The sequence below is a fragment of the Nonomuraea sp. AD125B genome (assembly GCF_041402765.1).
Lineage (GTDB): Bacteria > Actinomycetota > Actinomycetes > Streptosporangiales > Streptosporangiaceae > Nonomuraea > Nonomuraea bangladeshensis.
On the sequence record NZ_JBGLOU010000017.1, the window covers coordinates 13361 to 37004 of the forward strand.

At 73.0% G+C, this 23644-nt stretch carries 20 protein-coding genes; 13 read left to right on the top strand and 7 right to left on the bottom strand.

Going from position 1 to position 23644, the window contains the following annotated elements:
* The first annotated feature begins 48 nt into the window (after positions 1-48).
* Complete coding sequence (locus ACBR40_RS36520; RefSeq protein ID WP_371251679.1) at positions 49-591, top strand: hypothetical protein; 543 nt, start codon at positions 49-51, stop codon at positions 589-591.
* A 49-nt stretch (positions 592-640) separates the two neighbouring features.
* Here the strand turns inward: ACBR40_RS36520 and ACBR40_RS36525 are convergent, their stop codons facing one another.
* From ACBR40_RS36525 to ACBR40_RS36540, 4 genes are all read right to left on the bottom strand, one after another.
* Positions 641-2701, bottom strand: a complete 2061-nt coding sequence (locus ACBR40_RS36525; RefSeq protein WP_371251680.1) for a bifunctional aldolase/short-chain dehydrogenase — start codon at positions 2699-2701, stop codon at positions 641-643.
* A 7-nt stretch (positions 2702-2708) separates the two neighbouring features.
* A complete protein-coding gene (gene rhaI / locus ACBR40_RS36530) occupies positions 2709-3860 on the bottom strand; it encodes an L-rhamnose isomerase (protein ID WP_344218567.1) in 1152 nt (383 codons plus the stop codon).
* A gap of 10 nt (positions 3861-3870) precedes the next feature.
* On the bottom strand, positions 3871-4188 hold the full coding sequence (locus ACBR40_RS36535; protein WP_344218565.1) for an L-rhamnose mutarotase: 318 nt from the start codon (positions 4186-4188) through the stop codon (positions 3871-3873).
* Positions 4189-4251: 63 nt separating this feature from the next.
* Complete coding sequence (locus ACBR40_RS36540; protein WP_371251681.1) at positions 4252-6207, bottom strand: beta-galactosidase; 1956 nt, start codon at positions 6205-6207, stop codon at positions 4252-4254.
* A gap of 322 nt (positions 6208-6529) precedes the next feature.
* Here ACBR40_RS36540 and ACBR40_RS36545 point away from each other — a divergent pair, with 322 nt between their 5' ends.
* The 3 genes from ACBR40_RS36545 to ACBR40_RS36555 all read left to right on the top strand — a co-directional run bounded on the left by ACBR40_RS36545 (position 6530) and on the right by ACBR40_RS36555 (position 9669).
* Positions 6530-7534 carry a LacI family DNA-binding transcriptional regulator gene (locus tag ACBR40_RS36545; RefSeq protein WP_344218561.1) on the top strand — a complete coding sequence of 335 codons (1005 nt, stop codon included), beginning with the start codon at positions 6530-6532 and terminating at the stop codon, positions 7532-7534.
* The gene (locus tag ACBR40_RS36550; RefSeq protein WP_371251682.1) at positions 7531-8952 is read left to right on the top strand and encodes a rhamnulokinase family protein; all 1422 of its coding nucleotides are present in this window, start codon (positions 7531-7533) and stop codon (positions 8950-8952) included. Before ACBR40_RS36545 ends, ACBR40_RS36550 begins: the two co-directional genes overlap by 4 nt.
* A gap of 180 nt (positions 8953-9132) precedes the next feature.
* Positions 9133-9669: an NUDIX hydrolase family protein gene (locus tag ACBR40_RS36555; protein ID WP_344218557.1), complete on the top strand. Its 537-nt coding sequence runs from the start codon at positions 9133-9135 to the stop codon at positions 9667-9669.
* Between the two features lie 15 nt (positions 9670-9684).
* Here ACBR40_RS36555 and ACBR40_RS36560 read toward each other — a convergent pair whose 3' ends face one another.
* Together ACBR40_RS36560 and ACBR40_RS36565 are read right to left on the bottom strand one after the other, a co-directional pair.
* The gene (locus ACBR40_RS36560) at positions 9685-11307 is read right to left on the bottom strand and encodes an arylsulfatase (RefSeq protein ID WP_344218555.1); all 1623 of its coding nucleotides are present in this window, start codon (positions 11305-11307) and stop codon (positions 9685-9687) included.
* A 39-nt stretch (positions 11308-11346) separates the two neighbouring features.
* Positions 11347-12225, bottom strand: coding sequence for a MurR/RpiR family transcriptional regulator (locus ACBR40_RS36565; protein ID WP_344218553.1), 879 nt, complete (start codon positions 12223-12225; stop codon positions 11347-11349).
* 85 nt (positions 12226-12310) lie between these two features.
* Here ACBR40_RS36565 and ACBR40_RS36570 point away from each other — a divergent pair, with 85 nt between their 5' ends.
* From ACBR40_RS36570 to ACBR40_RS36610, 9 genes are read left to right on the top strand one after another with little or no spacing between them, the layout of a single operon-like run.
* Positions 12311-13870 carry an ABC transporter substrate-binding protein gene (locus ACBR40_RS36570; protein WP_371251683.1) on the top strand — a complete coding sequence of 520 codons (1560 nt, stop codon included), beginning with the start codon at positions 12311-12313 and terminating at the stop codon, positions 13868-13870.
* A gap of 1 nt (position 13871) precedes the next feature.
* A complete protein-coding gene (locus ACBR40_RS36575; RefSeq protein ID WP_344218549.1) occupies positions 13872-14840 on the top strand; it encodes an ABC transporter permease in 969 nt (322 codons plus the stop codon).
* Positions 14837-15664 (top strand): ABC transporter permease, encoded by an 828-nt coding sequence (locus ACBR40_RS36580; RefSeq protein WP_344218547.1) that lies wholly within the window; start codon positions 14837-14839, stop codon positions 15662-15664. Before ACBR40_RS36575 ends, ACBR40_RS36580 begins: the two co-directional genes overlap by 4 nt.
* On the top strand, positions 15661-16560 hold the full coding sequence (murQ, locus tag ACBR40_RS36585) for an N-acetylmuramic acid 6-phosphate etherase (RefSeq protein ID WP_344218545.1): 900 nt from the start codon (positions 15661-15663) through the stop codon (positions 16558-16560). Before ACBR40_RS36580 ends, murQ begins: the two co-directional genes overlap by 4 nt.
* Positions 16557-17723, top strand: a complete 1167-nt coding sequence (locus tag ACBR40_RS36590) for an anhydro-N-acetylmuramic acid kinase (RefSeq protein WP_371251684.1) — start codon at positions 16557-16559, stop codon at positions 17721-17723. Before murQ ends, ACBR40_RS36590 begins: the two co-directional genes overlap by 4 nt.
* Positions 17720-18787 (top strand): serine hydrolase domain-containing protein, encoded by a 1068-nt coding sequence (locus ACBR40_RS36595; RefSeq protein ID WP_371251685.1) that lies wholly within the window; start codon positions 17720-17722, stop codon positions 18785-18787. The genes ACBR40_RS36590 and ACBR40_RS36595 overlap by 4 nt, the downstream gene beginning before the upstream one ends.
* The gene (locus ACBR40_RS36600; RefSeq protein ID WP_371251686.1) at positions 18784-20379 is read left to right on the top strand and encodes an ABC transporter ATP-binding protein; all 1596 of its coding nucleotides are present in this window, start codon (positions 18784-18786) and stop codon (positions 20377-20379) included. The genes ACBR40_RS36595 and ACBR40_RS36600 overlap by 4 nt, the downstream gene beginning before the upstream one ends.
* Before the next feature lie 4 nt (positions 20380-20383).
* Positions 20384-21130 (top strand): carbon-nitrogen hydrolase family protein, encoded by a 747-nt coding sequence (locus ACBR40_RS36605; RefSeq protein ID WP_371251687.1) that lies wholly within the window; start codon positions 20384-20386, stop codon positions 21128-21130.
* Between the two features lie 38 nt (positions 21131-21168).
* A complete protein-coding gene (locus tag ACBR40_RS36610; protein ID WP_344218535.1) occupies positions 21169-21774 on the top strand; it encodes a VOC family protein in 606 nt (201 codons plus the stop codon).
* 53 nt (positions 21775-21827) lie between these two features.
* On the opposite strand, the gene ACBR40_RS36615 is transcribed toward ACBR40_RS36610, so the two are convergent.
* Positions 21828-23453 (bottom strand): endo-1,4-beta-xylanase, encoded by a 1626-nt coding sequence (locus tag ACBR40_RS36615; RefSeq protein ID WP_371251688.1) that lies wholly within the window; start codon positions 23451-23453, stop codon positions 21828-21830.
* Between the last annotated feature and the right edge of the window lie 191 nt (positions 23454-23644).

Here is a 23644-nt window from a genome sequence, read left to right on the forward strand (position 1 = left end):
CCAGCCGGATGCAGGTGAACACCAAGTGGCGGCCTGAATGATGAGCTTATGAGCGATTTCTTGTCCGATGTGCCCTTCGTCACACCGCAGCCTGGGCCGGGGCGGGACCCGGGGCGGTGGGGCCGGGCCGTGCTCGTGCTGCTCTGGCTGGCGGTCTGCCTGCTGCCGATGTGGCTGGCCGTCGGGGACCTGGAACTCGCGACCGGGCGCGTCGGCACCCCGGGGACGCTGCGCGTGATCTCGTGCGAGGACCTGGGCCAGGGCCGCTACGACTGCGACGGGCAGTTCACGCCGGACGGCGGGGGCGCGCCGGTGCCGGTGGACGCCTCGCCGGACTCCTCGGCGGGCGACGTGCTGCGGGCGCAGCTCACGCCGGAGGGCGACCGGGCGGCCCCGGCGGGGACGAAGGGGATGCTGGCGGCGCTGGCGCTGCCGTCGGTCGGGTTCGGCGGGCTGGGCTTCCTGCCGTACGTGCTCATGTACTGGGCCGGGGCGCGGCGCGGGCGGCGGGCCGCCGTGATCGGCGGATGGCTGGTCACGGCGGCCGGCACCGTGGGGATGCTGGTCGGACTGGTCGCGGCCTACGCCTGACGAGCCGGGGTCCCCCGCCGGCCCAGGAGCCGGCGGGGGACCCGCGCGCTCAGCGCAGGAACGCGGCGGCCACGCCCGCGTCCACCGGCACGTGCAGGCCGGTGGTGTGGGAGAGGTCGCTCGCGGCCAGCACGAAGACGGCCGCGGCCACGTGCTCGGGCAGCACCTCGCGCTTGAGCAGGGTGCGCTGGGCGTAGAACTCGCCGAGCCGCTCCTCCTCCACGCCGTACACCTTGGCCCGGTTGGCGCCCCAGCCGGAGGCGAAGATGCCGGAGCCGCGGACCACGCCGTCGGGGTTGACGCCGTTGACGCGGATGCCGTGCTCGCCCAGCTCGGCCGCGAGCAGCCGCACCTGGTGGGCCTGGTCGGCCTTGGCCGCGCCGTAGGCGACGTTGTTCGGGCCGGCGAAGACGGCGTTCTTGGAGGAGATGTAGACGATGTCGCCGCCCATCGCCTGGTCGATCATGACCCTGGCGGTCTCCCGCGCGACCAGGAACGAGCCGCGCGCCATGACGTCGTGCTGCAGGTCCCAGTCGGCGAGGCTGGTCTCCAGCAGCGAGCGCGACAGCGACAGGCCGGCGTTGTTGACCACCAGGTCCACGCCGCCGAAGGCGAGCACGGCGGCCCGTACGGCGGCGGCGATCTGCTCCTCGGAGGTGACGTCCACGCCGACGGCCACGGCCACGTCGGAGGGGCGGTAGGCGTTCGCGCCGATCTCGGCCGCCACCTTCTCGGCCGCGCCGAGATCGCGGTCGGCGACCACGACGCAGGCGCCCTCGGCGGCGAGGCGGCGGGCGGTGGCCGCGCCGATGCCCGAGCCGCCGCCGGTGACCAGCGCCACCCGGGTGGCGAGCGGCTTCGGCTTCGGCAGGCGGCGCAGCTTGGCCTCCTCCAGCTCCCAGTACTCGATGCGGAACTTCTCCGACTCGGGGATGGGGGCGTAGGAGGAGACGGACTCGGCGCCGCGCATGACGTTGATGGCGTTGACGTAGAACTCGCCGGCCACGCGGGCGGTCTGCTTGTCCTTGCCGAAGGAGAACATGCCGACGCCCGGCACCAGCACGATCGCCGGGTCCGCGCCGCGCATCGCCGGCGAGCCGGGCTCGGCGTGCCGCTCGTAGTAGGCGGTGTAGTCGGCGCGGTAGGCGGCGTGCAGCTCGCGCAGCCGCTCGGCCGCCCGCTCCAGGGGCGCGTCCGGCGGCAGGTCGAGCACCAGCGGCGCGACCTTGGTCCGCAGGAAGTGGTCGGGGCAGGACGTGCCGAGCGCGGCGAGGCGCGGGTGCTCGGCGCGGGCGACGAAGTCCAGCACCTCGGGCGTGTCGGTGTAGTGGCCGACCACGCGCACGTCGGTGGAGGCCAGGCCGCGCACGATCGGGAACAGCGCGGCGGCGCGCGCGTGCCGCTCGGCCTCGGGCAGCGGCTCGTGCACGACCGGGCCGAAGGGGTCGGGGCGGCCGTGCTCGGCGAGGTACGCCTCCGCGGTGCGGATGATCTCCAGGGATCGGCTCTCGCACTCCTCGGAGGTCTCGCCCCAGGCGGTGATGCCGTGGCCGCCCAGGACGCAGCCGATGGCCTGCGGGTTGGCCGCCCTGATCGCGGCGATGTCCAGGCCGAGCTGGAAGCCGGGCCGCCGCCAGGGCACCCACACCACGCGCTCGCCGAAGATCCGCCGGGTCAGCTCCTCGCCGTCGGCGGCGGTGGCGACGGCGATGCCGGCGTCCGGGTGCAGGTGGTCGACGTGGCCGGCCTCGACCAGGCCGTGCATGGCGGTGTCGATGGACGGCGCGGCCCCTCCCCTGCCGTGCAGGCAGTAGTCGAAGGCGGCGACCATCTCGTCCTCGCGCTCGACGCCGGGGTAGACGTCCTTGAGCGCGCGCAGCCGGTCCAGGCGCAGCACGGCGAGGCCGGACTCCTTGAGCGTGCCGAGGTCGCCGCCGGAGCCCTTGACCCACAGCAGCTCGACGTCCTCGCCGGTGACCGGGTCGGGCGCGAGGCCCTTGGCGGAGGTGTTGCCGCCGGCGAAATTGGTGTTGCGGGGGTCGGCTCCTAGGCGGTGCGAGCGTTCCAGCAGCTCGTTGACGGTGTCGGTGGGCGTGTTCTTGTCAGACATGATCTCGTCAGGCTCCCCAGCCCGCCTGCTGACCGCCGACGCGCTCGGCGGCGATCTTCTCGAAGTAACCGGACCCGGCGTAGGCGGCCATCGGGTCGGGGGCGAGGCCCATCTCCTCGCGCAGCTCCGCGAGCAGCGGGCGCACGTCGGTGTTGTAGGCGTCCATGAGGACGGCGTTGGAGCCGAGCACGTCGCCGGCGGCCTGCGCGGCGGCGAGGGCGTCCTGGTCCACGAGCAGCGCCTTGGCGGTGGCCTCCTGGACGTTCATGACCGAGCGGATCTGGCCCGGGATCTTGGGCTCGATGTTGTGGCACTGGTCGAGCATGAACGCGACCTCGTCGGTGAGCCCGCCGCCCCTGATGACCTCGTACATGATGCGGAAGAGCTGGAACGGGTCGGCGGCGCCGACCATCAGGTCGTCGTCGGCGTAGAAGCGGGAGTTGAAGTCGAACCCGCCGAGCTTGCCCTCGCGCAGCAGGAAGGCGACGATGAACTCGATGTTGGTGCCCGGCGCGTGGTGGCCGGTGTCCACGACGACCTGGGCCTTCGGGCCGAGCTTGACGCAGTGGGCGTAGGCGGTGCCCCAGTCGGGCACGTCGGTGGCGTAGAAGGCGGGCTCGAACAGCTTGTACTCCAGCAGGAAGCGCTGGCCGTCGCCGAGCCGGTCGTAGACCTCGGCCAGCGACTCGGCCAGGCGGTCCTGGCGGGCGCGCAGGTCGTCCTGGCCGGGGTAGTTGATGCCGTCGGAGAACCACAGCTTGAGCGTGTCGCTGCCGGTGGCGTCCATGATGTCGACGCATTCGAGCAGGTGGTCGGTGGCCTTGCGGCGGACCCGGGGGTCGGGGTTGGTGACGCTGCCCAGCTTGTAGTCGTCGTCCTGGAAGACGTTGGAGTTGATGGCGCCGATGGCGACGCCCAGCTCGCGGGCGTGGCGGGCCAGGTCGGCGTAGTCGTCCACCTTGTCCCACGGGATGTGCAGGGCCACGGTGGGCGCGATGCCCGTGTAGGCGTGGACCTGGGCGGCGTCGGCGAGCTTCTCGTACGGATCGCGCGGCACGCCCTGCTGCGCGAAGACCTTGAAGCGGGTGCCGCTGTTGCCGTACGCCCAGGACGGCGTCTCGATGCGCTGCGACCGCAGCGCGGCCTTGATGTCAGTCATAGCTCCCCGATCAATCCAGGTGGAACACTTCGGTCAGCGGCGTCATGCCCTCGTCGGGACGCCCGTCGAGATCCTCGAAGAACGGCGCCATCTCGGCCTGCCAGCGGGCGTTGACCTCGGTCTCGGCCATGGCCTTCTTGGCGGCCTCGAAGTCGTCGGTCTCCAGGTAGCCCACGAGCAGGCCGTCGTCGCGGAGGAAGAGCGAGTAGTTGTGCCAGCCGGTGCGTGACAGCGCCTCTCGCATCTCCGGCCAGACGTCCTGGTGGCGTTCGCGGTACTCCGCCAGCCGCTCTGGGCGGACCTTCAGGAGGAAGCAGACCCGTTGCACTGGCACTCCCTTCAAAACGTTTTAATCCTTCGGGCAGGAAACTATGGTTCCCGCTCTGCGCTGTCAATGCGTCCCCTGCTCCCCGCCCGGCTCCTCGGGCAGGATCAGCACGTCGCCGGCGGGCACGGTGGCCCGGACGCCGGCGGGCGTCGTCACCTCGGCGTCCGCGCCGGTGTGGTTGATCGCGAACAGGAACGCGCGGCCGTCCTCATGGGCCCGGCGCACGACCTCGACGCCCGGCGGGGCCGTGGCGGCCGGGCGCACGCCGGCCTCGGCGCAGACCGCCGCGAGGACGCGGGCCAGCGTCGCGTCGTCCAGGCGGGTGGTCAGGTAGTGGGCCGCGCCGCCGCCCTGCTCGTGGCGGGTCCAGGCGGGCTCGCCGGTCGCGTACGCGTCCAGCACCTTGGCCCCGGTGACGTGGGCCAGCTCGCTCCAGACCGTCCCGGTGCCGCCGGACTCCAGCGCGATCGGCCCCTCCAGCGGGAAGAACTCCTCGACGCTCACCCCCAGCAGCTCCCGCCAGGCGCCGGGGTAGCCGCCGAGGCGGACCCGGTCGTGCTCGTCCACGATCCCGCTGTACGGGCCGACCAGCGTCACGCCGCCCGCCCGGGTGAAGTCCGCCAGGCCGGCCGCCCCCGCGTCGCTCACCAGGTAGAGCATGGGGACCAGGACCAGCCGGTAGCCGCTCAGGTCGCCCTCGGGGTGGGCCAGGTCGCAGGTGATGCCCGCCCGCCACAGTGCGGCGTGCCAGCGCTTGGCCTCCTCGACCGGGTCCAGCTCGGAGGTCGGCTGGGCGGGGTGGTCCTGTGCCCAGACGCTCGCATGGTCGAGCAGGATCGCGACCTCGGCCGCGACCCGGCTGCCCGGCACGCCGTCCAGCCCGGCGAGCTCGGCCCCGAGCGCCTTGACCTCGCGGAAGATCTTGGTGTCGGGGCCGGCGTGCGGCAGCATCGCCGAGTGCCACTTCTCGGCCCCGGCGCGGGAGGCCCGCCACTGGAAGAACATGATCCCGTCCGCGCCCCTGGCCAGGTGCTGCAGGGAGTTGCGGCGCAGCTCGCCGGGCGCCTTGGCGAGGTTGCGCGGCTGCCAGTTGACGGCGCTGGTGGAGTGCTCCATCAGCAGCCAGGGCCGGCCGCCGTTCAGCGAGCGGGCGTAGTCGGCGGCGAAGGCCAGGTCGATGTGCGGCTCGGCGCGCGCCCCGATCAGGTAGTGGTCGGTGGAGACCACGTCGACCTCGGCGGCGAAGGCCCAGCAGTCCATGTCCCAGTGGGCGCCGGCCATGAGGTTCGTGGTGGCGGGGACGTCAGGGGTGACGGACTTCAGCAGGTCGCGCTCGGCGGTGTAGAGCTCCACCAGGGCGTCGGAGCTGAAGCGGCGGAAGTCGAGCTGCTGGCCGGGGTTGGTGAAGCTGGGGGTGGCACGGGGCGGCAGGATCTGCGCCCAGTCGCCGTAGCGCTGGGACCAGAAGGCGGTGCCCCAGGCGTCGTTGAGCTCGTCGAGCGAGCCGTAGCGGGCGCGCAGCCAGGCGCGGAAGGCCTCCGCCGAGGTGTCGCAGTAGCAGCGGGCGTTGTGGCAGCCGTACTCGTTGTGCACGTGCCAGAGCGCCAGCGCCGGATGGCCGGCGTAGCGGGTGGCGACCCGCTCGGCGACGCGCAGGGCGCGGTCGCGGTAGATCGGCGAGCTGGGGCAGAAGCCCTGCCTGCTGCCGTGGTGGAGGCGGCGGCCGTCGGCGTCGACCGGCAGCGCCTCGGGGTAGGAGGCGCCGAACCACGGCGGCGGCGAGGCGGTGGGGGTGGCCAGGCCGGCGCGGATGCCGTTGGCGGCCAGCAGGTCCATGGCCCGGTCGAGCCAGCCGAAGTCGAACACCCCCTCGGCGGGTTCCAGCACGGACCAGGAGAAGATCCCGAGGCTGACCTGGTTGACGCCGGCCTCGCGCATGAGCGCGACGTCCTGCTGCCACGTCTCCTCGGGCCACTGCTCGGGGTTCCAGTCGCCGCCGTAGGCGATGACATCCGGCATGAGCCTGCCTTTCGTCCTTGGAGTTCACCGGGGATTAAAACGTTCCTGGGCATCGTGGCACAAGGGCGGGCGCGCCTCGCACGACTGTCAGTGCTGCTCGGCGGGCGGGAAACGGCCGTTTCCCGATGGGGGCGATGCGGTGGACACGCGACGTGCGGCGGCTGGTGTGAAGAACGATTCAATGCCACCGTTCAATGGAGGGGTGGTTCTTCCCCGGAAGTAGAACGTTTTACCAGCAAGACGGCGACGTCGGCGCGCGGCGCGGTCCGGGAGCCGCGCGCTGACTGGCGTCCCGCCGGTTGGTACGTTTTAATGAGGCGTCATGGCCATGGTCAGCATCAAGGATGTCGCCGCGCACGCCGGCGTCTCCCCCGGCACGGTCTCCAACGTCCTGAACCGGCCGGGCAAGGTCGCCCCCGCCACCAGGGAGCGCGTGGAGGCGGCCATCAGGGAGCTGGGGTTCGTCCGGCACGGCTCGGCCTCGACGCTGCGCGCCGGGCACAGCAGGACGATCGGCCTGAGCGTGATCGACATCGGCAACCCGTTCTTCACCGAGGTCGCCGCCGGTGTCGAGGACGTCGCCAGCGAGCTGGGCTACGCCGTGATCCTCGGCAACTCGGCCGGCTCCCCCGACAAGGAGGACCGCAACCTGCGGGTGCTGGCCGAGCACCGGGTGCGCGGCGTGCTGATCACCCCGTCCGGCGAGGACTCCGGCCGGCTCGACCGGCTGCGCGAGCACGGCATCAGCGTGGTGCTCGTGGACCATCCCGCGCACCGGCCCGACCAGTGCGCGGTCGCCGTGGACGACGTGGCGGGCGGCCGGGCCGCCGTGGCGCACCTGCTGGCCAGGGGCGCGCGGAGCGTCGCCTGCGTCACCGGCCCGCTGACCATCCGCCAGTGCGTGGAGCGCCGCGACGGCGCGCGGGCGGCGCTGCGCGGCGCCGGGATCGACCCGGCGGAGCTGCGCGTCGTGGAGGCGGCCACGATGACCGCCCGCGGGGGCGAGAAGGCCGCCGCCGAGCTGCTGGCCGGCGAAGCCCTGCCCGAGGCCGTCTTCTGCGCCAACGACCTGCTCGCGCTCGGCGTGCTGCGGGCGCTGCTGCGCGCCGGCGTGCGGGTGCCCGAGGACGTGGCGCTGATCGGCTACGACGACATCGACTTCGCCGCCGCCTCGACGGTGTCGCTGAGCTCGATGCGGCAGCCGACCTACCAGCTCGGGCGCATCGCCACCGAGCTGCTGCTGGACGAGTGCGACAACCCCGACACGCACGCGCACCAGCACATCATGTTCCAGCCTGAGCTCGTCGCTAGGGAGTCCACCCAATGACCCGTTTCGCCGCCGTGGACCTCGGCGCCTCCAGCGGCCGGGTGATGCTGGCCGACCTGTCCGACGGCCTCACGCTGACCGAGGCCCACCGCTTCCCCAACGGCCCGGTCCGCGTGGCCGGCCGGCTGCACTGGGACGTCCTCGGCCTCTACCGGGAGATCCTGGCCGGGCTGCGCGCCGCCGGGCCGGTCTCCTCCATCGGCGTCGACTCCTGGGCCGTCGACTACGGTCTGCTCGACGAGAGCGGCGCGCTGCTCGGCAACCCGGTGCACTACCGCGACGACCGCACCCGGGGCGTGGCCGAGCGGGTGGCCGCCGAGGTCGGCGCGGAGACCCTGTACGAGACCAACGGGCTCCAGGTGCTGCCGTTCAACACGGTCTACCAGTTGCTCGCCGACCGGCTCGACCGGGCGGCCACGATGCTGCTCGTGCCGGACCTGCTGGCGTACTGGCTGACCGGCGAGATGGGCGCGGAGGTCACCAACGCCTCCACCACGGGATTGCTCGACGTGCGGGGCAGGACGTGGGCGTACCCGCTGATCGAGCGGCTGGGGCTGCCCGCCCGGCTGTTCCCGCCGCTGCGGCAGCCCGGCGAGGACATCGGCGGGCTGCGGCCCGACGTGGCCGCCGAGCTCGGCTGGTCGGCCCCGGTGCGGGCGGTCGGCTCGCACGACACCGCCTCGGCCGTGGCCGCCGTGCCCGCGACCGGCCCCGCCTTCGCCTACGTCTCCTGCGGCACCTGGTCGCTCGCCGGGGTGGAGCTGCCTGAGCCGGTGCTGACGCCGGAGAGCCGGGCCGCGAACTTCACCAACGAGGCCGGCATCGACGGCACCGTACGCTACCTGCGCAACGTGATGGGACTGTGGCTGCTGCAGGAGTGCCTGCGCGCCTGGCAGGGCGCCGACCTGGGGCAGCTGCTGAAGGCGGCGGCCGGCGAGCCGCCCTTCGCCGCCGTGGTCAACCCGGACGAGCCGGTGTTCCTGCCGCCGGGCGACATGCCGGCGCGGATCGCCGCCGAGTGCCGCCGCACCGGGCAGACCCCGCCGGTCACCGAGGCCGGCTACGTGCGGTGCGTGCTGGAGAGCCTGGCGCTCGGGCACCGCCGGGCGGTTCGGCAGGCCATGGAGCTGTCGGGGCGTGAGGTCGAGGTCGTCCACCTGGTGGGCGGCGGCTCGCGCAACGAGCTGCTGTGCCGGCTCACCGCCGACGCCTGCGGCCTGCCGGTGGTGGCAGGACCGGCCGAGGCGACGACGTTCGGCAACGTGCTGGTGCAGGCGCGTGCCGCCGGGCTGGTGTCCGGCCTGGACGAGATGCGGGCGCTGGTGGCCGCGGCCGGGCCGCTGCGCCGCTACGAGCCCTCGGGCGACGCCCGCGCCTGGGACGAGGCCGCCGCCCGCGTCTTCCCCGGGGCGCCCTGACCGGCCGTTTCCCGCCGCGAGCCGCCGGGCAGAAGTCGGAGCATGAGCAAGAAGATCGTCCACTATCTGCCGTTCCTCGGCATCGTGCTGGCCGTCTGCACGGCGTCGTGGCTGGCCGGGCGCACCCTGCTGCCACCGGTCAGGGCACGGCGCTGAGAACCTAGGCCGTACGATCAAGCAATGACCGAAAAGACCGAAACGACGCCCGCCTGGCTGTCACCGGAAGAGCTGGAGTCGGTACGCGGCCGCATGCCGATCCTCTACGTCGACGCCGTGCCGGTGCGGGTCGACGAATACGGCGTGGTCACCCACGTCGGCCTGCTGCTGCGCATCGCGTCGGACGGCACGGTCAGCAGGGCGCTCGTCTCGGGCCGGGTGCTGCACCACGAGCGGGTCCGCGACGCGCTGCTGCGCCATCTGGAGAAGGACCTCGGCCCCGTGGCGCTGCCGCGCATCCCGGCGTCGCCGCAGCCGTTCACGATCGCCGAGTACTTCCCGACGCCGGGCGTCACGCCCTACCACGACCCGCGCCAGCACGCGGTGTCGCTGGCCTACATCGTGCCGGTCGCGGGCGACTGCCGGCCCCGGCAGGACGCCCTCGACCTGGTGTGGTTCACGCCGGAGGAGGCGGGCTCCCCGGCGGTGCAGCAGGAGATGACGGGCGGGCAGGGCGTGCTGCTGAAGCAGGCGCTCGCCCACGTCGGCCGGCTGACCTGACCGGTCGCGGGCAGGTCAGCGGGAGGCCAGGGCGCTCCTCGCGTGCGGGCGGCGGAAGAGCTGCGAGCGGCCGAGCGCCCTGAACGCGGCGCGGGCGACCGCGCGGCCGGGGCCGCCGGCGGGCAGCGGGAAGCCGACCGAGATCGCCATGCCGGGCTCGACCCGCTCCACCTTGCTCGCGCGGGCCTTGCGCGGGCCGTCCACGCCGAGCACGACGTCGTTCCAGGGCACGCCGGAGCCGTTCTCCAGGGTGACCACGAGCTCGTCGCCGACGACCTCGCTGCGCAGCCCGTACGGGATGCGCGGATCGTCCCCGATCTCGGCGTCGAGCGTGGCCGTGAGCTCGGCGGCCAGCTCGGGGCGGGCGGCGGCGAGGTCGTGCCGCTCCCCCGGGTCGGCGGTCAGGTCGTACAGCTCGACGCGCTCGGGCCGGGTCCCGGCGGCGTCCGGGGCGATGCGCACGGCCTTCCACCGGCCGCGGCGGATGGCCTGCGCCTTCCCCGGCCGGTTCCAGACGAGGTGCTTGTGCCGGGGCGCGCTCGCGCCGGTGAGCAGGCCGCGGAAGGAGACGCCGTCCAGCCGGGCGGGCACCGGCACCCCGGCGAGGTCGGCCAGCGTCGGCATCAGGTCCCAGCCCGCCACCGGCCGGCGGACGACGCGGGGCCGCAGCGCGGGCGACCAGGCGATCATCGGGACGCGCAGGCCGCCCTCGTACATCGCGCGCTTGCCTGACCGGTAGGGGCCGTTGGCGTCGAACAGGTCGGGCGTCACGCCCTGCTCGTGGTGCGGGCCGTTGTCGCTGAGGAACAGCACCAGCGTGCGCCCGGCCAGCCCGTTGTCGCGCAGCGCGCCCGTCAGCGCGGCGACGTCCCGGTCCAGGCGGGTGATCTGGGCGGCGTGCCGGCGGTTGGCGTCGCTCCAGGGACGGCTCTCGTAGGGGCCGGCGTCGCCGGGGACCGCGCTCGGCGCGTGCGGCAGGTTCGTCGGGTAGTAGAGCAGAAACGGCTCGTCGCGGTGCTGCTCGATGTAGCTGACGGCGCGTCGGCGGAACAGGTCGGGCGCGTACTGCCGGCCGTCGAGTCCCACCTTCCGGTCGTTGTGCCAGAGGTACTTCGGGAAGTACTGGTGGGCGTGCTTGTGGCCGAGGTAGCCGTAGAACTCCTCGAAGCCGCGCTCGTTGGGATGCGAGGGCTGCCCGGCGCGGTCGGGGCCGAAGCCCCACTTGCCGATGCAGGCGGTGCGGTAGCCGGACAGGTTGAGCAGCTCGCCGAAGGTGAGGTCGGCCGCGGTGAGCGCGTGCTGGGGGCCGCCCCCGGGGTTCTCGCGTACGGTGCCGTGGCCGGCGTGCAGCCCGGTGAGCAGCGCGCAGCGGGAGGGCGCGCAGATCGGGGCGCCCGCGTAGGCGTCGGTGAAGCGCACGCCCTCGGCCGCCATCCGGTCCAGGTGCGGTGTCCTGATCAGGCGCTGGCCGTAGCTGCCGAGCTCTCCCCATCCCAGGTCGTCGGCGAGGATGACGAGGATGTTGGGACGGAAGGGTAACCCTCCCCTGGCCGCCGCGGAGGCGGGGGACGACGGGGAGGCGGCGAGGCCGGCGAGGGTTCCGGCGAGGAGAGCGCGGCGGGAGGGCCCGTTGATCACGACGGGACCATATCGGACATGGCGGTCCGCCGCCCACCGCTAGCCGCGCTTGACCGCCCTGGGGTGCACCACCGCGTACGTGTCGCGCAGCGCCGCCATCGACGCGTCGTAGGACGCCTGGGCGACCCCGGTGAACAGGCAGTCCACCACCATGAGCTGGGCGATGCGGCTGCCGAGCGCCCCGGAGCGGAACGCGGTCTCGCGGGCGGCCGTGGTGAGGGTCACATCGGCCGCGCGGGCCAGCGGAGAGTCGAGGAAGTTCGTGATCGCGACCGTGGCCGCGCCGGACCTGCGGGCGATGGCCAGGAACTCGGCGGTGTCCACGGTGGCGCCGCTGTGCGAGACCGCCACCGCGACGCAGGTGCCGTCCAGGACTGCGGCCGAGGTCCACGCGGAGTGGGCGTCGTGCCAGTTGATCGCGGTGCGGCCGATGCGGGAGAGCTTCTGCTGCAGGTCGAGGCCCACCAGGGCGCTCGCGCCGACGCCGAAGGTGTCGATGCGGCGGGCGGCGCCGACCATCTCGACCGCGCGGGCCAGGGCGTCCAGGTCGAGGGAGCGGGCGGTGTCGGCGATGGACAGCGTCTCGTTCATGGCGACCTTGGAGACGATGCCGGCCAGGCTGTCGTTGCGGTCGATGTCGCCGGGCGCCTCGGCGAGGCCTGAGGTGGCCAGCTCCTCCCTGGCCAGCGCCCTGGTCAGGTCGATGGTGAAGTCCTTGTAATGGGCGTAGCCCATCCGCCGGTAGAAGCGGACGACCGAGGTCGTCGAGGTGGCGCAGCGGGCGGCGAGGTCGGCGATCGACAGGTTGGCCGCGGCCGGGTCGGCCGCGAACGCCTCGGCGATGCGCCGCTCGGACGGGCGCAGGCCGGGCATGGCCGCGCGGATGCGGATCAGCAAGGTGCCGGCGTCCTCGGCCATCGTCAACCATCCCGGTCAGGAAAAGAAAATACCCTGGTGGTAGGGTCTCGGTAATTTTATAACCCAATGCCCTGAGGAGGCCACCATGCCCCGTGGCGCGCTTTCCGCGGCCGCCCTCGCCGCGACCCTGTCCCTTGCCCTCGCCAGTTGCTCGTCCTCCTCCGGGTCCGACTCTTCCGGGCCCGCCCCTGGCGCCGAGGGGACGGGCGGCGGCAAGCCGCTGGTGGTCGGCGTGACCTCCGACCCGGACACCTTGTTCCCCTGGAAGGCCACCCAGTTCCAGGCCGTCAACGTGCTGCAGAACCTGTACGGCACGCTGACCGAGTTCGACAAGGACCTCAACGTGGTCCCCGGGCTGGCCGAGTCGTGGGAGGCCTCGGAGGACGGCAAGACCCTGACGCTCAAGCTGCGCCAGGGCGTCACCTTCGCCGACGGCAGCGCCTTCGACTCCGCGGACGTCAAGTCCTCACTCGACAAGATCATGGACGAGAAGACCGCGGCCGTGGCCCGCGCCTCGCTGTCGTCGGTGAAGTCCGTCGAGGCGCCCGACGCGACCACGGTGGTGCTCAAGCTGTCGGCCCCGGACGCCGCGCTGCCCGCCAACCTGGCCACGGTGAACATGGCGATGCTCTCCTCCGACGACACCGAGGAGAAGCTGTCGGCCACCCCCAACGGGACCGGCCCTTTCAAGCTGGGCAAGCGGGTGCCGAGCCAGTCGATCACGCTGACCAGGAACGACGCGTACTGGGGCGCGGAGAAGGCGAAGTCGCCGGCGGTCGAGTTCCGGGTGATCCCCGACGAGTCGTCCATCGTCTCGGCCATGCAGTCGGGCAACGTGCAGCTCGCCGTCTTCAACGACCCGCTGGTGGCGCAGACCGCCGAGGGCGGCGGCACGATCACCGTCGCCAAGACCCCGCAGCTCAACTACCACGTGCTCCAGCTCAACGCGCGCCGCGGCGAGCTCGGCGACGTCAACGTGCGCCTGGCCGTGCAGTGCGCGATCGACCGCAAGCAGGTGCTCGACACCGCCGCGCTGGGCGAGGGCGAGGTGACGGGACCCAACACCGCGCCGGCCTTCAAGTCGGACCCGAACAAGCGGCCCTGCCCCGCCCGCGACCTGGCCAAGGCCGCCGACTACCTCGCCAAGGCCGGCAAGTCCGGCGGGGTGACCATCAAGACCATCGTCTCCCAGGGCGAGTACGCCACCTCCGTCAACGAGGCCCAGAACCTCAAGGCCCAGCTCGCCGAGGCCAAGATCAACCTGGACCTGGAGGTGCTGGAGTCCGGCGCGTTCGTGGACCGCTGGGTGGCCGCCGACTTCGACGCGGCCGTGGCGCTCAACGGCGGCCGTCCCGACCCCGACGGCTCCTACGGCCGCTACTTCACCAGCGACGGCAACCTCAACAAGGTCGCCGGCTACAGCTCCGACAAGCTGGACAAGCTGTTCGCCGAGGGCAAGGCGACCACCGACCAGGCCGCCCGCAAGGCGATCTACGACCAGGTGGCCGCCGAGCTGGAGGACAACGCGGCCTGGATCTGGCTGTTCTCCGGCTACACCTACACGGCGACGACCTCGGGCGTGCAGGGCTTCACGCCGATGGCCAACGGCTCGCTGCAGTCGCTGCGCGCCGCGTCCGTCTCCTGACATGAGAGCGTTCCTCCGCAACCGGGCCGTCCGGCGGGCGGCGGGCACGGCGGGCACCCTGTTCGGGGTGGCGGTGTTCGTGTTCGTCATGCTGCGGGCGATCCCCGGCAACCAGATCACCGCGGGTCTCGGCACCGAGGCCGCCGCGCTCACCCCGGCCCAGCAGGCGGCGCTGGAGCGCTACTACGGGCTCGACCGGCCCCTGGTCGCGCAGTTCTTCGCCTGGCTCGGCAACATGTTCACCGGCAACTTCGGCTACTCCGCCCGCAACCAGCAGAGCGTCCTCGACCTCACGCTGCGCTCGCTGCCGGTGACGGCCGAGCTGGCGGTGCTGTCGATCCTGCTGGCGCTGCTCATCGGGGTGCCGCTCGGCATGCTGGCCGCCTCCCGCCCGAACGCGGCGCGGGACGCGCTCGGGCAGGTCGTGAGCCTCGCCGGGCTGTCGATCCCGGCGTTCCTGCTGGCCACCACGCTGCTGTCGGTGTTCGCCGCCTCGTTCGGTTTCAACCCCAATGGGCAGGGCTTCGCGACGCTGGCCGAGGACCCGCTGCTCAACCTGCGGCAGATGGTCCTGCCCGCGCTCGTGCTGGGCTTCGGCATCGCCGCGCCGATCCTGCGCACCACCCGGGCGGCGGTGCTGGAGGTGCGCTCGGAGGACTTCGTCCGCACCGCCCGCGCCAAGGGCGTGCCGGAGCGGCGGCTGCAGGTCAGGCACGTGCTCGGCAACGCGCTCGTGCCCATCGTCACCATGACCGGCCTGCAGTTCGGCTACCTGCTCGGCGGCGCGGTCGTGGTCGAGCAGATCTTCTCCGTGCCCGGCATCGGGCGGCAGGTGCTGCTCGGCATCCAGCAGAAGGAGTACGCGGTCGTGCAGAGCACCGTGCTGGTGATCGCGCTGGCGTTCGTGCTGGTGAACCTGCTGACCGACGTGCTCTACCGGGTGATCGACCCGCGGGTGAGGGCGTCGTGAGCGCGCTGCGCAGGAGCCCCGCCGCGGTGTCGGGCACGGTGATCCTGGTGCTGCTGGCCGTGGTGGCGGCGCTGTCGTTCCTCGGGCTGCTGCCCTACGACCCGATCGCGCAGAACCCGCCGGAGCGCTTCCTCGCGCCGTCGGGGTCGCACCTGTTCGGGACCGACCAGTTCGGCAGGGACGTGTTCGCTCGGGTCGCGGCCGGGGTCGGCAACTCGGCGCTCATCGCGGTCGTCGCGGTGGCGTTCGCGACCGCGCTCGGCACGCTCGGCGGCCTGGTGTCCGGCTTCTACCGGGGCCTCGCCGACGGCGCGATCGGCGGGGTGACGAACGTGCTGTTCGCGTTCCCGCCGCTGCTGCTGGCGCTGTCGCTGGCGTCGGTGCTGGAGCGCAACTGGTTCACCGTGGCGGTGGCCATCGCCATCGTGTACGTGCCGATCTTCATCCGCGTCACCCGCGGCCCCGTGCTGTCGCTCAGGGAGATCGAGTACGTCAAAGCCGCGGTGGCGACCGGCCAGAGCCGCGCGCAGATCATGTTCCGGCACGTGCTGCCCAACATCACCTCGATCATCGTCATCCAGGTCGCCCTGTCGTTGTCCTGGGCGGTGCTGACCGAGGCGTCGCTGAGCTTCCTGGGGCTCGGCACGCCGCCGCCCGCGCCGTCGCTCGGCTCGATGATCTTCGAGGCGCGCAGCCTGGTGTTCGTGGCCCCGTGGACGCTGATCGCACCTGGCGCGGTCGTCGTGCTGCTCGTGGTGGGGCTGAACCTGCTGGGCGACGGCCTGCGTGACACACTCGACCCGCGAAACCGAGGCAAGCGGTGAATCTGACCAACCTGACCACAGAAGCGGCCGACCCCCGCTTCTCCGGCATCGACACGATGAGCGTCGCGGAGCTCGCCGCGACCATGAACGCGGCCGACGCCACCGTCCCCGCCGCCGTGGCGGGAGCGCTGCCCCAGATCGTCGCGGCCATCGAGGCCACGGCCGAGCGCATGCAGCGCGGCGGGCGGCTGATCTACGTGGGGGCGGGCACGCCGGGGCGGCTCGGCGTGCTGGACGCCTCCGAGTGCCCGCCGACCTTCGGGACGCCGCCCGACCAGGTGTTCGCGATCATCGCGGGCGGCCCGCGGGCGATCGTCGCGCCTTGCGAGGGTGCCGAGGACGACGAGGAGGCCGGTGCCGCCGCGATCGACGGGGCCGGCGTCGGGCCGCTCGACACCGTCGTGGGCATCGCCTCCAGCGGGCGGACGCCGTACGTGGTGGCCGCGGTGCGGCGGGCGGCCGAGCGCGGCGCGCTGACCGTGGGCCTGGCCTGCAACACCGGGACGCCGCTCGGCGCGGCGGCCGCGTACGCCGTCGAGGTGCCGGTCGGGCCCGAGGTGATCAGCGGCTCGACCCGGCTCAAGGCGGGCACGGCGCAGAAGCTCGTGCTCAACATGTTCTCGACCATCGTCATGGTGCGGCTCGGCAAGACGTACGGGAACCTGATGGTGGACGTGCGGCCGAGCAACGGCAAGCTGCGCGAGCGAGCCGTGCGCATCGTGCGCGCGATCACCGGGGCCGGGCGCGCCGAGGCGCTGTCCGCCCTGCGGCAGAACGGTTTCAACGTCAAGCAGGCGGTCGTCGCCTCGCGCTTCGACCTGACGCCCCAGGAGGCCGCGGCGCGGCTGGCCGGGGCCGGCGGGCGGCTGCGGGCGGCTCTTGGGGAGCGGGCATGAGGATTCTCGGGATGATCTCCGGCACCTCGCACGACGGCATCGACGTGGCCGTCGTCGACTTCACGCCGGAGGGTGAGGTGCTGCGCGGCCGGGTCGGGCACACGGCGAGCACGCCGTACCCGGCGGAGCTGCGGGCGCGGCTGCTCGCGACGCTGCCGCCCGCGCCCGTGACGCTGGCGGAGGTGTGCGTGCTGGACACGCTCATCGGGCAGTGCTTCGCCGAGGCCGCGGCGGCGGCGATCGAGGCGGGCGGGCCGGTCGACCTGATCGTCTCGCACGGGCAGACGGTGTTCCACTGGGTGGAGGAGGCGCACGCGCGCGGCACCCTGCAGATCGGGCAGCCGGCCTGGATCGCCGAGCGGACCGGCGTGCCGGTGCTGTCGGACGTGCGCATCCGCGACATCACGGCGGGCGGGCACGGCGCGCCGCTGGTGTCGGTGCTGGACGGGCTGCTGCTGGGCGGCCTGGAGAACGGTGCCGCCGCGCTGAACCTGGGCGGCATCTCGAACATGACCGTGCTGCGCGACGGCCGGCTGTACGCCTACGACATCGGCCCGGCGAACGCGCTCATCGACGCCGTGGTGACCGCCCGCGGCCTGGACCCGAGGGGCTACGACGCCGGCGGCGCGATCGCGGCCTCCGGGCGGGTGCACCCCGGCCTGCTGGCGGCGCTGCTGGACGAGCCCTACTACCGGCTGGCCCCGCCGAAGAGCACCGGCAAGGAGCTGTTCCACCTGGGCTACGTGGAGGCCGCCCTGGCGGGCCTGCCGGAAGGGGACGTGAGCGACGCCGACCTGGTGGCGACGCTCGCCGAGCTGACCGTGCGGACCGTGGCCGCCGACGTGCGGGCCGCCGGGGTGGCGACGCTGGTGGTCTCCGGCGGCGGCTGCCGCAACCCCGTCATCATGGACGGCCTGCGCGCGGCCCTGCCCGGCGTGCGGGTGTCGCCGTCGGACGCCTACGGGGCGCCCGCCGACGACAAGGAGGCCATCGCGTTCGCGCTGATCGGCTGGCTGAGCGCGCACGGCCTGCCCGGCACGGTGCCCGGCGGGACGGGCGCGTCCGCGCCGCGCGTCCTCGGCACGCTGACCCCCGGCGCGGGGCCGCTGGTGCTGCCCGCGCCGGTCACGACGCCGCCCCGATCGCTGGTGCTGGCCCGATGAGCGGGGATCCGGCCGCCGCCGAGCGGCCGCCCGAGCCGCCGCCCGGCCTGATCACCGCCGCCCGCACGCCGTGGTTCGACCTCGACGAGTGCACCGGCCACCGCACCGTCCGCCAGGAGGGCGGGGCGCTGGCCGGCGAGGCCCCGATGACGCCGGACACCCACCACGACCTCGCCTCGGTCACCAAGGTCGTGGCGACCACGACGGCGCTCATCCGGCTGGTGTCGGAGCAGCTCGTGGACCTGGACGCGCCGCTGAGCGCGTACCTGCCGCACTCGTACGAGGCGATCACCGTACGGGACCTGCTGCTGCACCGGGGCGGCCTGTGGGAGTGGTGGCCGCTGTACGTGCGGGCCGACCTGCCGCCGCCCCGCTACCGGCCCGGCCGCGCCCGGCACTACTCCGACCTCGGTTTCATCCTGCTCGGCCGGATCGTCTCGGCCGTGACGGGGCTGCGGCTGGACCGTGCCGTGGCCGAGCTGGTGACCAGGCCGCTCGGCCTGACCCGCACCACCTACGCCCGGCCCACGGGCACCGAGGTCGCCATGAGCGCGCTCGACGACCGGGTGGAGATGACCATGCTCGACACCGGCCGCCCGTACCCGGTCCCCTATCGCAGCTCCGACTTCGCGGGCTGGCGGCGCGGGCCGGTGCTGGGCGAGCCGGCCGACGGCAACGCCTTCCACGCCCTCGACGGCGTCGCCGGGCACGCGGGGCTCTTCTCGACCGTGCCCGACCTGCTGCGCTACTGCCTGGCGATGTCCCGGTACGAGGAGCACGACCGTCTGTGGCGGCCGGAGACGGTCCGCGAGTTCTTCGCCCCCGGCCCCGACCCCGAGCAGGCGCTCGGCTTCCGCCGCTACGCCCTCGACCTGGGCGGCGAGAGCGTGACCGTGCTCGGCCACCCCGGGTACGTCGGCTGCGCGATCGGCTTCGTCCCCGGCCGGGACGTGGCCCTGGTCGTGGCGAGCAACCGCCTGCTCGTCACGGGCGAGCCGACGCCGACCGACGACCTCTGGCACGGCCTGCTGCAGGCCGTCACGCGACAGACGAGGAACGCATGACCCCGCTCCTGGAGATCCGCGGCCTGTCGGTCGCCTTCCGCACCCGCAAGCAGGACGTCACCGCCGTACGGAACGTCTCGATGGACATCCTGCCCGGCCAGACCGTCGCGGTCGTCGGCGAGTCGGGCTCGGGCAAGTCGACCACGGCCGCCGCGATCAACCGGCTCCTGCCGGACAACGGCCGCATCACCGCCGGGGAGATCCTGTTCGAGGGGCGCGACCTGGCGCGGGCGAGCCGCAGGGAGATGACCGCGATCCGCGGCGCGGGCATCGGCCTGGTCCCCCAGGACCCCATGTCGAACCTCAACCCGCTCATGAAGGTCGGCGACCAGATCGCCGAGGCCCTGGAGGTGCACGGCGCGGCCACCGGCAGGGCGGCCCGCGCGCGGGTGCTGGAGCTGCTGGACCTGGTCGGCATCCCCGACCCGGAGCGGCGGATCGGGCAGTACCCGCACGAGTTCTCCGGCGGCATGCGCCAGCGGGCGCTGATCGCCATGGGGCTGGCCTGCCGGCCGCGGCTGCTCATCGCCGACGAGCCCACCTCCGCGCTGGACGTGACCGTGCAGCGGCGCATCCTCGACCAGCTCACCGCGCTCACCGCGGAGATGGGCACGGCGGTGCTGCTCATCACGCACGACCTGGCGCTCGCGGCCGAGCGGGCGGACGTGGTGGCCGTGATGTACCAGGGCGAGATCGTGGAGACGGGACCGGCGGCCGAGATCCTGGCCGCGCCCGGCCACGACTACACCAGGCGGCTGCTGCGCGCGGCCCCGAGCCTGTCGTCGGTGCGCGTGGCCGAGCCTCCGGGACCGCCGCCCGAGGACCTGGTCGTGGTCGAGGGGCTGCGCAAGGTCTTCCCGCTGCGCGGCACGGACGAGGAGCTGGTCGCGGTGGACGACGTGTCCTTCCGGATCCCGCGCGGGCGCACCGTCGCGATCGTGGGCGAGTCCGGCTCGGGCAAGTCCACGACCGCCAACCTGGTGCTCGGGCTGGAGGCGGCCACCGCGGGCGGCATCCGGTTCGACGGCACCGACCTGGCCGGGCTGGGGCGGCGCGAGCTGTTCGCCTTCCGCCGCCGGGTGCAGCCGGTCTTCCAGAACCCGTACGCCTCGCTCGACCCCCGCTACACCGTCGAGAAGTCGATCACCGAGCCGCTGCGCGTGCACGGCGTCGGCACCGCGGCCGAGCGCCGCAAGGCCGCCGCCGATCTGCTGGAGCAGGTGTCGCTGCCGGCGTCGATGGGCGAGCGGCTGCCGCACGAGCTGTCCGGCGGCCAGCGCCAGCGGGTGGCCATCGCGCGGGCCCTCGCCCTGTCGCCCGAGCTGGTGGTGCTCGACGAGGCGGTCTCCGCGCTCGACGTGCTGGTCCAGGCGCAGATCCTGGAGTTGCTCGGCGAGCTGCAGCGCGAGCTGGGCCTCAGCTACCTGTTCATCAGCCACGATCTGGCGGTGGTCCGGATGATCTCGCATCAGGTGCACGTGATGCGGCGCGGCCGGATCGTGGAGAGCGGCACGACGGAGGAGATCTTCGACCGGCCGGCCGACGGCTACACCCGGGAGTTGCTGGCCGCCATCCCCGGGGGGACAGAGTAGGAGGGTGAAGATCCTCCTTGTGCAGCCGCCGCGCTACTCCCCCGACGGCCATGCCAACTTCGACGCCGTCGAGACGCTGGTCACCCCCGGCTCCGCCGAGCTGATGATCCTGCCCGAGCTGGCCGGCGCGTCCTTACCGCGCGCCGACTACTTGGCGCGGGTGCGGGAGCTGGCCAGGGGCTCGGGGATGGCGGTGGTCGGCGGCTCCCACTACGACGACTCGGCCCCGGGCGGGCGGGTCAACCGGGGCGCGGCGGCCGGCCCGGACGGCGCGCTGCTCGCCGAGTACGACAAGGCCCACCCCTACGGGCTGGAGCTGCGCTCCGGTGTCGTCCCCGGCCGTCCCGGCGGCGGCTTCGAGCTGCACGGCCGCCGCCTGCACGTGCTGCTCTGCGCCGACCTGTGGTATTCGGCCAGCCTGGCGGGCGCGGACGGCCCGGACGCCGTGCTGGTGCCGGCCTTCTCGGTGACCCGCTGGGACGGTCCCGCCCCCGCCCGGCAGCTCTGGCAGCACATGAGCGTGGCCCGCGCGTACGAGTTCATGACGTACGTGGCCGTGAGCGACTGGCACCACGAGACCACCTACCACGGGCATCCGTGCGCGGGCGTGACCGGCCTCGCCAACCCGTGCCCGCACACCCACACCGGTTTCTTCACCGGTCCGCCCGACGACGCCGTCTCCGTCCACGAGCTGGACTTCGGCCGTCTGGACGCCTTCCGCCGCGACAGGTCAGAGCGCGGCTTCCGTTAGGGCTTACCTGCGATAGTTGAAAGGCATACGGTTGACGTATGGCTGAGACCCCCGATCAGGTGCACTGGCGCGGCGTGCACCATCTCGCCCTGGTGACCGCGGACATGGACGCCACCGTGCGCTTCTGGCACGGCGTGCTCGGCGCCCGGCTCGTCGCCACCCTGGCCGTCCCCGCGTTCAAGCACTACTTCTTCGACGTCGCGCCCGGCAACACGGTCGCCTTCTTCGAGTACGCCGACCAGCCGCTCGACAGCTTCGCCAAGCCCGCGGGCGTCCCGTACGCGCGGGCGGCGCAGTTCGACCACCTGTCGCTGCACCTGCCGGACGAGGAGGCGCTGAACCGCATGCGCGACCGGCTGAAGGCGCACGGCTGCGAGGTCACCGACGTCATCGACCACGGTTTCCTGCGCTCGATCTACTTCAGCGACCCCAACGGCATCGCCCTGGAGGCGTCCTGGTGGACGCTCGACCCGACCGGCCGCCCGGCCGACCACTCCGACGAGCGGCTGTTCGCCGACCCCGACCCGGTGCCGGCCGTGCGCGAGCTGCGCGAGGAGGGCAGGCTGCGCCACACGGTCGCCACCCGGCTGGTCGACGGCGTGATCGAGGACCTGCGCCGCGAGGGCATCACGCTGGAGCGCTGAACGGGACGGGCACCCCCGGAGCGCGGTCCAGGGGTGCCCGGTCTGCCCGGCCGTCAGGCGCAGGTGTAGGTGGAGGGAGTCTGCGTGTTCCCGCTCGGGCGGCTCACCTGGAAGCCGAACGAGGTGGCGGCGTTCGGGGCCAGGTTGCCGTTGTAGGCGGCGTTCTTGGCGGTCACGGTCTGGCCGCTCACCGTCAGGGTGGCGTTCCACGAGCCGACCAGGGTGTGCCCGGCGGGCAGGGTGAAGGTGACGGTCCAGCCGGTGATGGCGGAGGTGCCGGTGTTGGTGACGGTCACGGGCTGGACCACGTAGCCGCCGCTCCACTGGGTCTGCACGGTCCCGGTGGCGGTGCAGCCGCCGCCCCCGCCCGGCCCGTCCTGGGTGGTGAACGTGGCGAGCGCGGAGTCGCCGGACAGGTTGCCCGCGCCGTCCCTGGCGCGCACGTACACCTGGTACTGCGTGCTGGGGCTCAGCCCGGTCAGCGTGATCGAGGCGGTGCTGCTCTGGCCGAGCAGCGTGTCGGTGGCGCCCTGCTCGCGGTAGACGTTGTAGCCGGCCAGGCCGCTGCCGCCGGTGTCGGTGGAGGCGCTCCAGGTCAGCGCGGCGGAGTTGGAGGTGACCGTGCCGACCGTCGGCGTGCCGGGAGTGCTCGGCGGGGTGGTGTCGCCGCTCGTGCCGCCCGCCAGCGCGTCGTGCACGGCCGTGTACGCCGGCTTCTGCTGGTAGTTGGCGTCCCACGGCAGCGCGAAGCCCTCGTTGGGGAAGGTGTCCGGCACCCAGGAGTGCTTGTCGGTGAAGCCCCAGATGGTGACGCCGGCGCAGGCCGTCACCGCGAGGCAGGCGTTGACGACGTTGCGGTAGTAGGTGGCCTGGGTGGTGTCCTTGGAGCTGTCGCGCGGCGTCGGCATGCGCACGTCGAGCTCGGTGACCCGGACCTGCACGCCGAGGGCGGCGAAGCGCTCCATGTTCCGCTGCATGTCGCTCGGGAAGCCGTACTGGATGGAGAGGTGGCTCTGCAGGCCCACGCAGTCGACGGGGACGCCCTGCTGGCGCAGCGACGAGACGAGGTTGTACATCGCGGTGCTCTTGGCGTTGATGCCCTCGACGTTGTAGTCGTTGATGCACAACCGGGCGTCGGGGTCGGCGGCGCGGGCGGCGCGGAAGGCGTCGGCGACGAAGCTCTGGCCCAGCGTGTTGTACCAGAACGACGAGCGCCAGCCGCCGTTCTCGTCGAAGACCTCGTTCACGACGTCCCAGGAGACCACGGCCGGGTTGTCGGCGTAGTGGCCGACGACCTGGGCGATGTGGCTCTGCATCGCCGAGCGCATGGCGCTGGCGCCGAGGCCCTGCACCCAGCCGGGCGTCTGCTGGTGCCAGACCAGGGTGTGGCCGTGGACCTGCTGGTTGTTCTGGGTGGCGAAGGCGACGATCTGGTCGGCGCCACTGAAGGTGAACTGGCCCGGGTTGGGCTCGGTGGACTCCCACTTCATCGCGTTCTCGGCGGTGATCTGGTTGAACTCGGTGCCCGCGATGGTGCGGTAGGAGGTCTCACTGCCGAGCGGGCCGGTGGCGAGCGCCGTGCCGATGAACTTGCCCTTGGCAGCGGCGTGCGTGCGCAGCGGCGCGGACGCCTGGGCCGAGGTGGTGGGCAGCAGGAAGGCTGCGAAAATCCCCAGCAAAGTGAGGATTCTGACGAGCGCGGACGAAAGCACGGACATCGACCTCCGGGGGGCGGGCATTCGATCCGAAAGTTTCGATCCCTCATGGATCGCATCGCCGACGGTATTGACCGGCCCGTTGAGGGTCAATGCCGAGGCTCGCCGGACGCCAAAGCAGCAGTTGGGAGGCTGAAAGTATCGGCACAGTCATG

What these genes read in the sequence shown, in the direction of transcription:
- ACBR40_RS36570 (WP_371251683.1), top strand. Translation starts at nt 12,311, where the DNA reads ATGCCCCGTGGCGCGCTTTCCGCGGCCGCCCTCGCCGCGACCCTGTCC.
- ACBR40_RS36550 (WP_371251682.1), top strand. Translation starts at nt 7,531, where the DNA reads ATGACCCGTTTCGCCGCCGTGGACCTCGGCGCCTCCAGCGGCCGGGTG.
- ACBR40_RS36590 (WP_371251684.1), top strand. Translation starts at nt 16,557, where the DNA reads ATGAGGATTCTCGGGATGATCTCCGGCACCTCGCACGACGGCATCGAC.
- rhaI (WP_344218567.1), bottom strand. Translation starts at nt 3,860, where the DNA reads ATGACTGACATCAAGGCCGCGCTGCGGTCGCAGCGCATCGAGACGCCG.
- ACBR40_RS36520 (WP_371251679.1), top strand. Translation starts at nt 49, where the DNA reads ATGAGCGATTTCTTGTCCGATGTGCCCTTCGTCACACCGCAGCCTGGG.
- ACBR40_RS36610 (WP_344218535.1), top strand. Translation starts at nt 21,169, where the DNA reads ATGGCTGAGACCCCCGATCAGGTGCACTGGCGCGGCGTGCACCATCTC.
- ACBR40_RS36565 (WP_344218553.1), bottom strand. Translation starts at nt 12,225, where the DNA reads ATGGCCGAGGACGCCGGCACCTTGCTGATCCGCATCCGCGCGGCCATG.
- ACBR40_RS36600 (WP_371251686.1), top strand. Translation starts at nt 18,784, where the DNA reads ATGACCCCGCTCCTGGAGATCCGCGGCCTGTCGGTCGCCTTCCGCACC.
- ACBR40_RS36575 (WP_344218549.1), top strand. Translation starts at nt 13,872, where the DNA reads ATGAGAGCGTTCCTCCGCAACCGGGCCGTCCGGCGGGCGGCGGGCACG.
- ACBR40_RS36595 (WP_371251685.1), top strand. Translation starts at nt 17,720, where the DNA reads ATGAGCGGGGATCCGGCCGCCGCCGAGCGGCCGCCCGAGCCGCCGCCC.
- ACBR40_RS36545 (WP_344218561.1), top strand. Translation starts at nt 6,530, where the DNA reads ATGGCCATGGTCAGCATCAAGGATGTCGCCGCGCACGCCGGCGTCTCC.
- ACBR40_RS36525 (WP_371251680.1), bottom strand. Translation starts at nt 2,701, where the DNA reads ATGTCTGACAAGAACACGCCCACCGACACCGTCAACGAGCTGCTGGAA.
- ACBR40_RS36555 (WP_344218557.1), top strand. Translation starts at nt 9,133, where the DNA reads ATGACCGAAAAGACCGAAACGACGCCCGCCTGGCTGTCACCGGAAGAG.
- ACBR40_RS36540 (WP_371251681.1), bottom strand. Translation starts at nt 6,207, where the DNA reads ATGCCGGATGTCATCGCCTACGGCGGCGACTGGAACCCCGAGCAGTGG.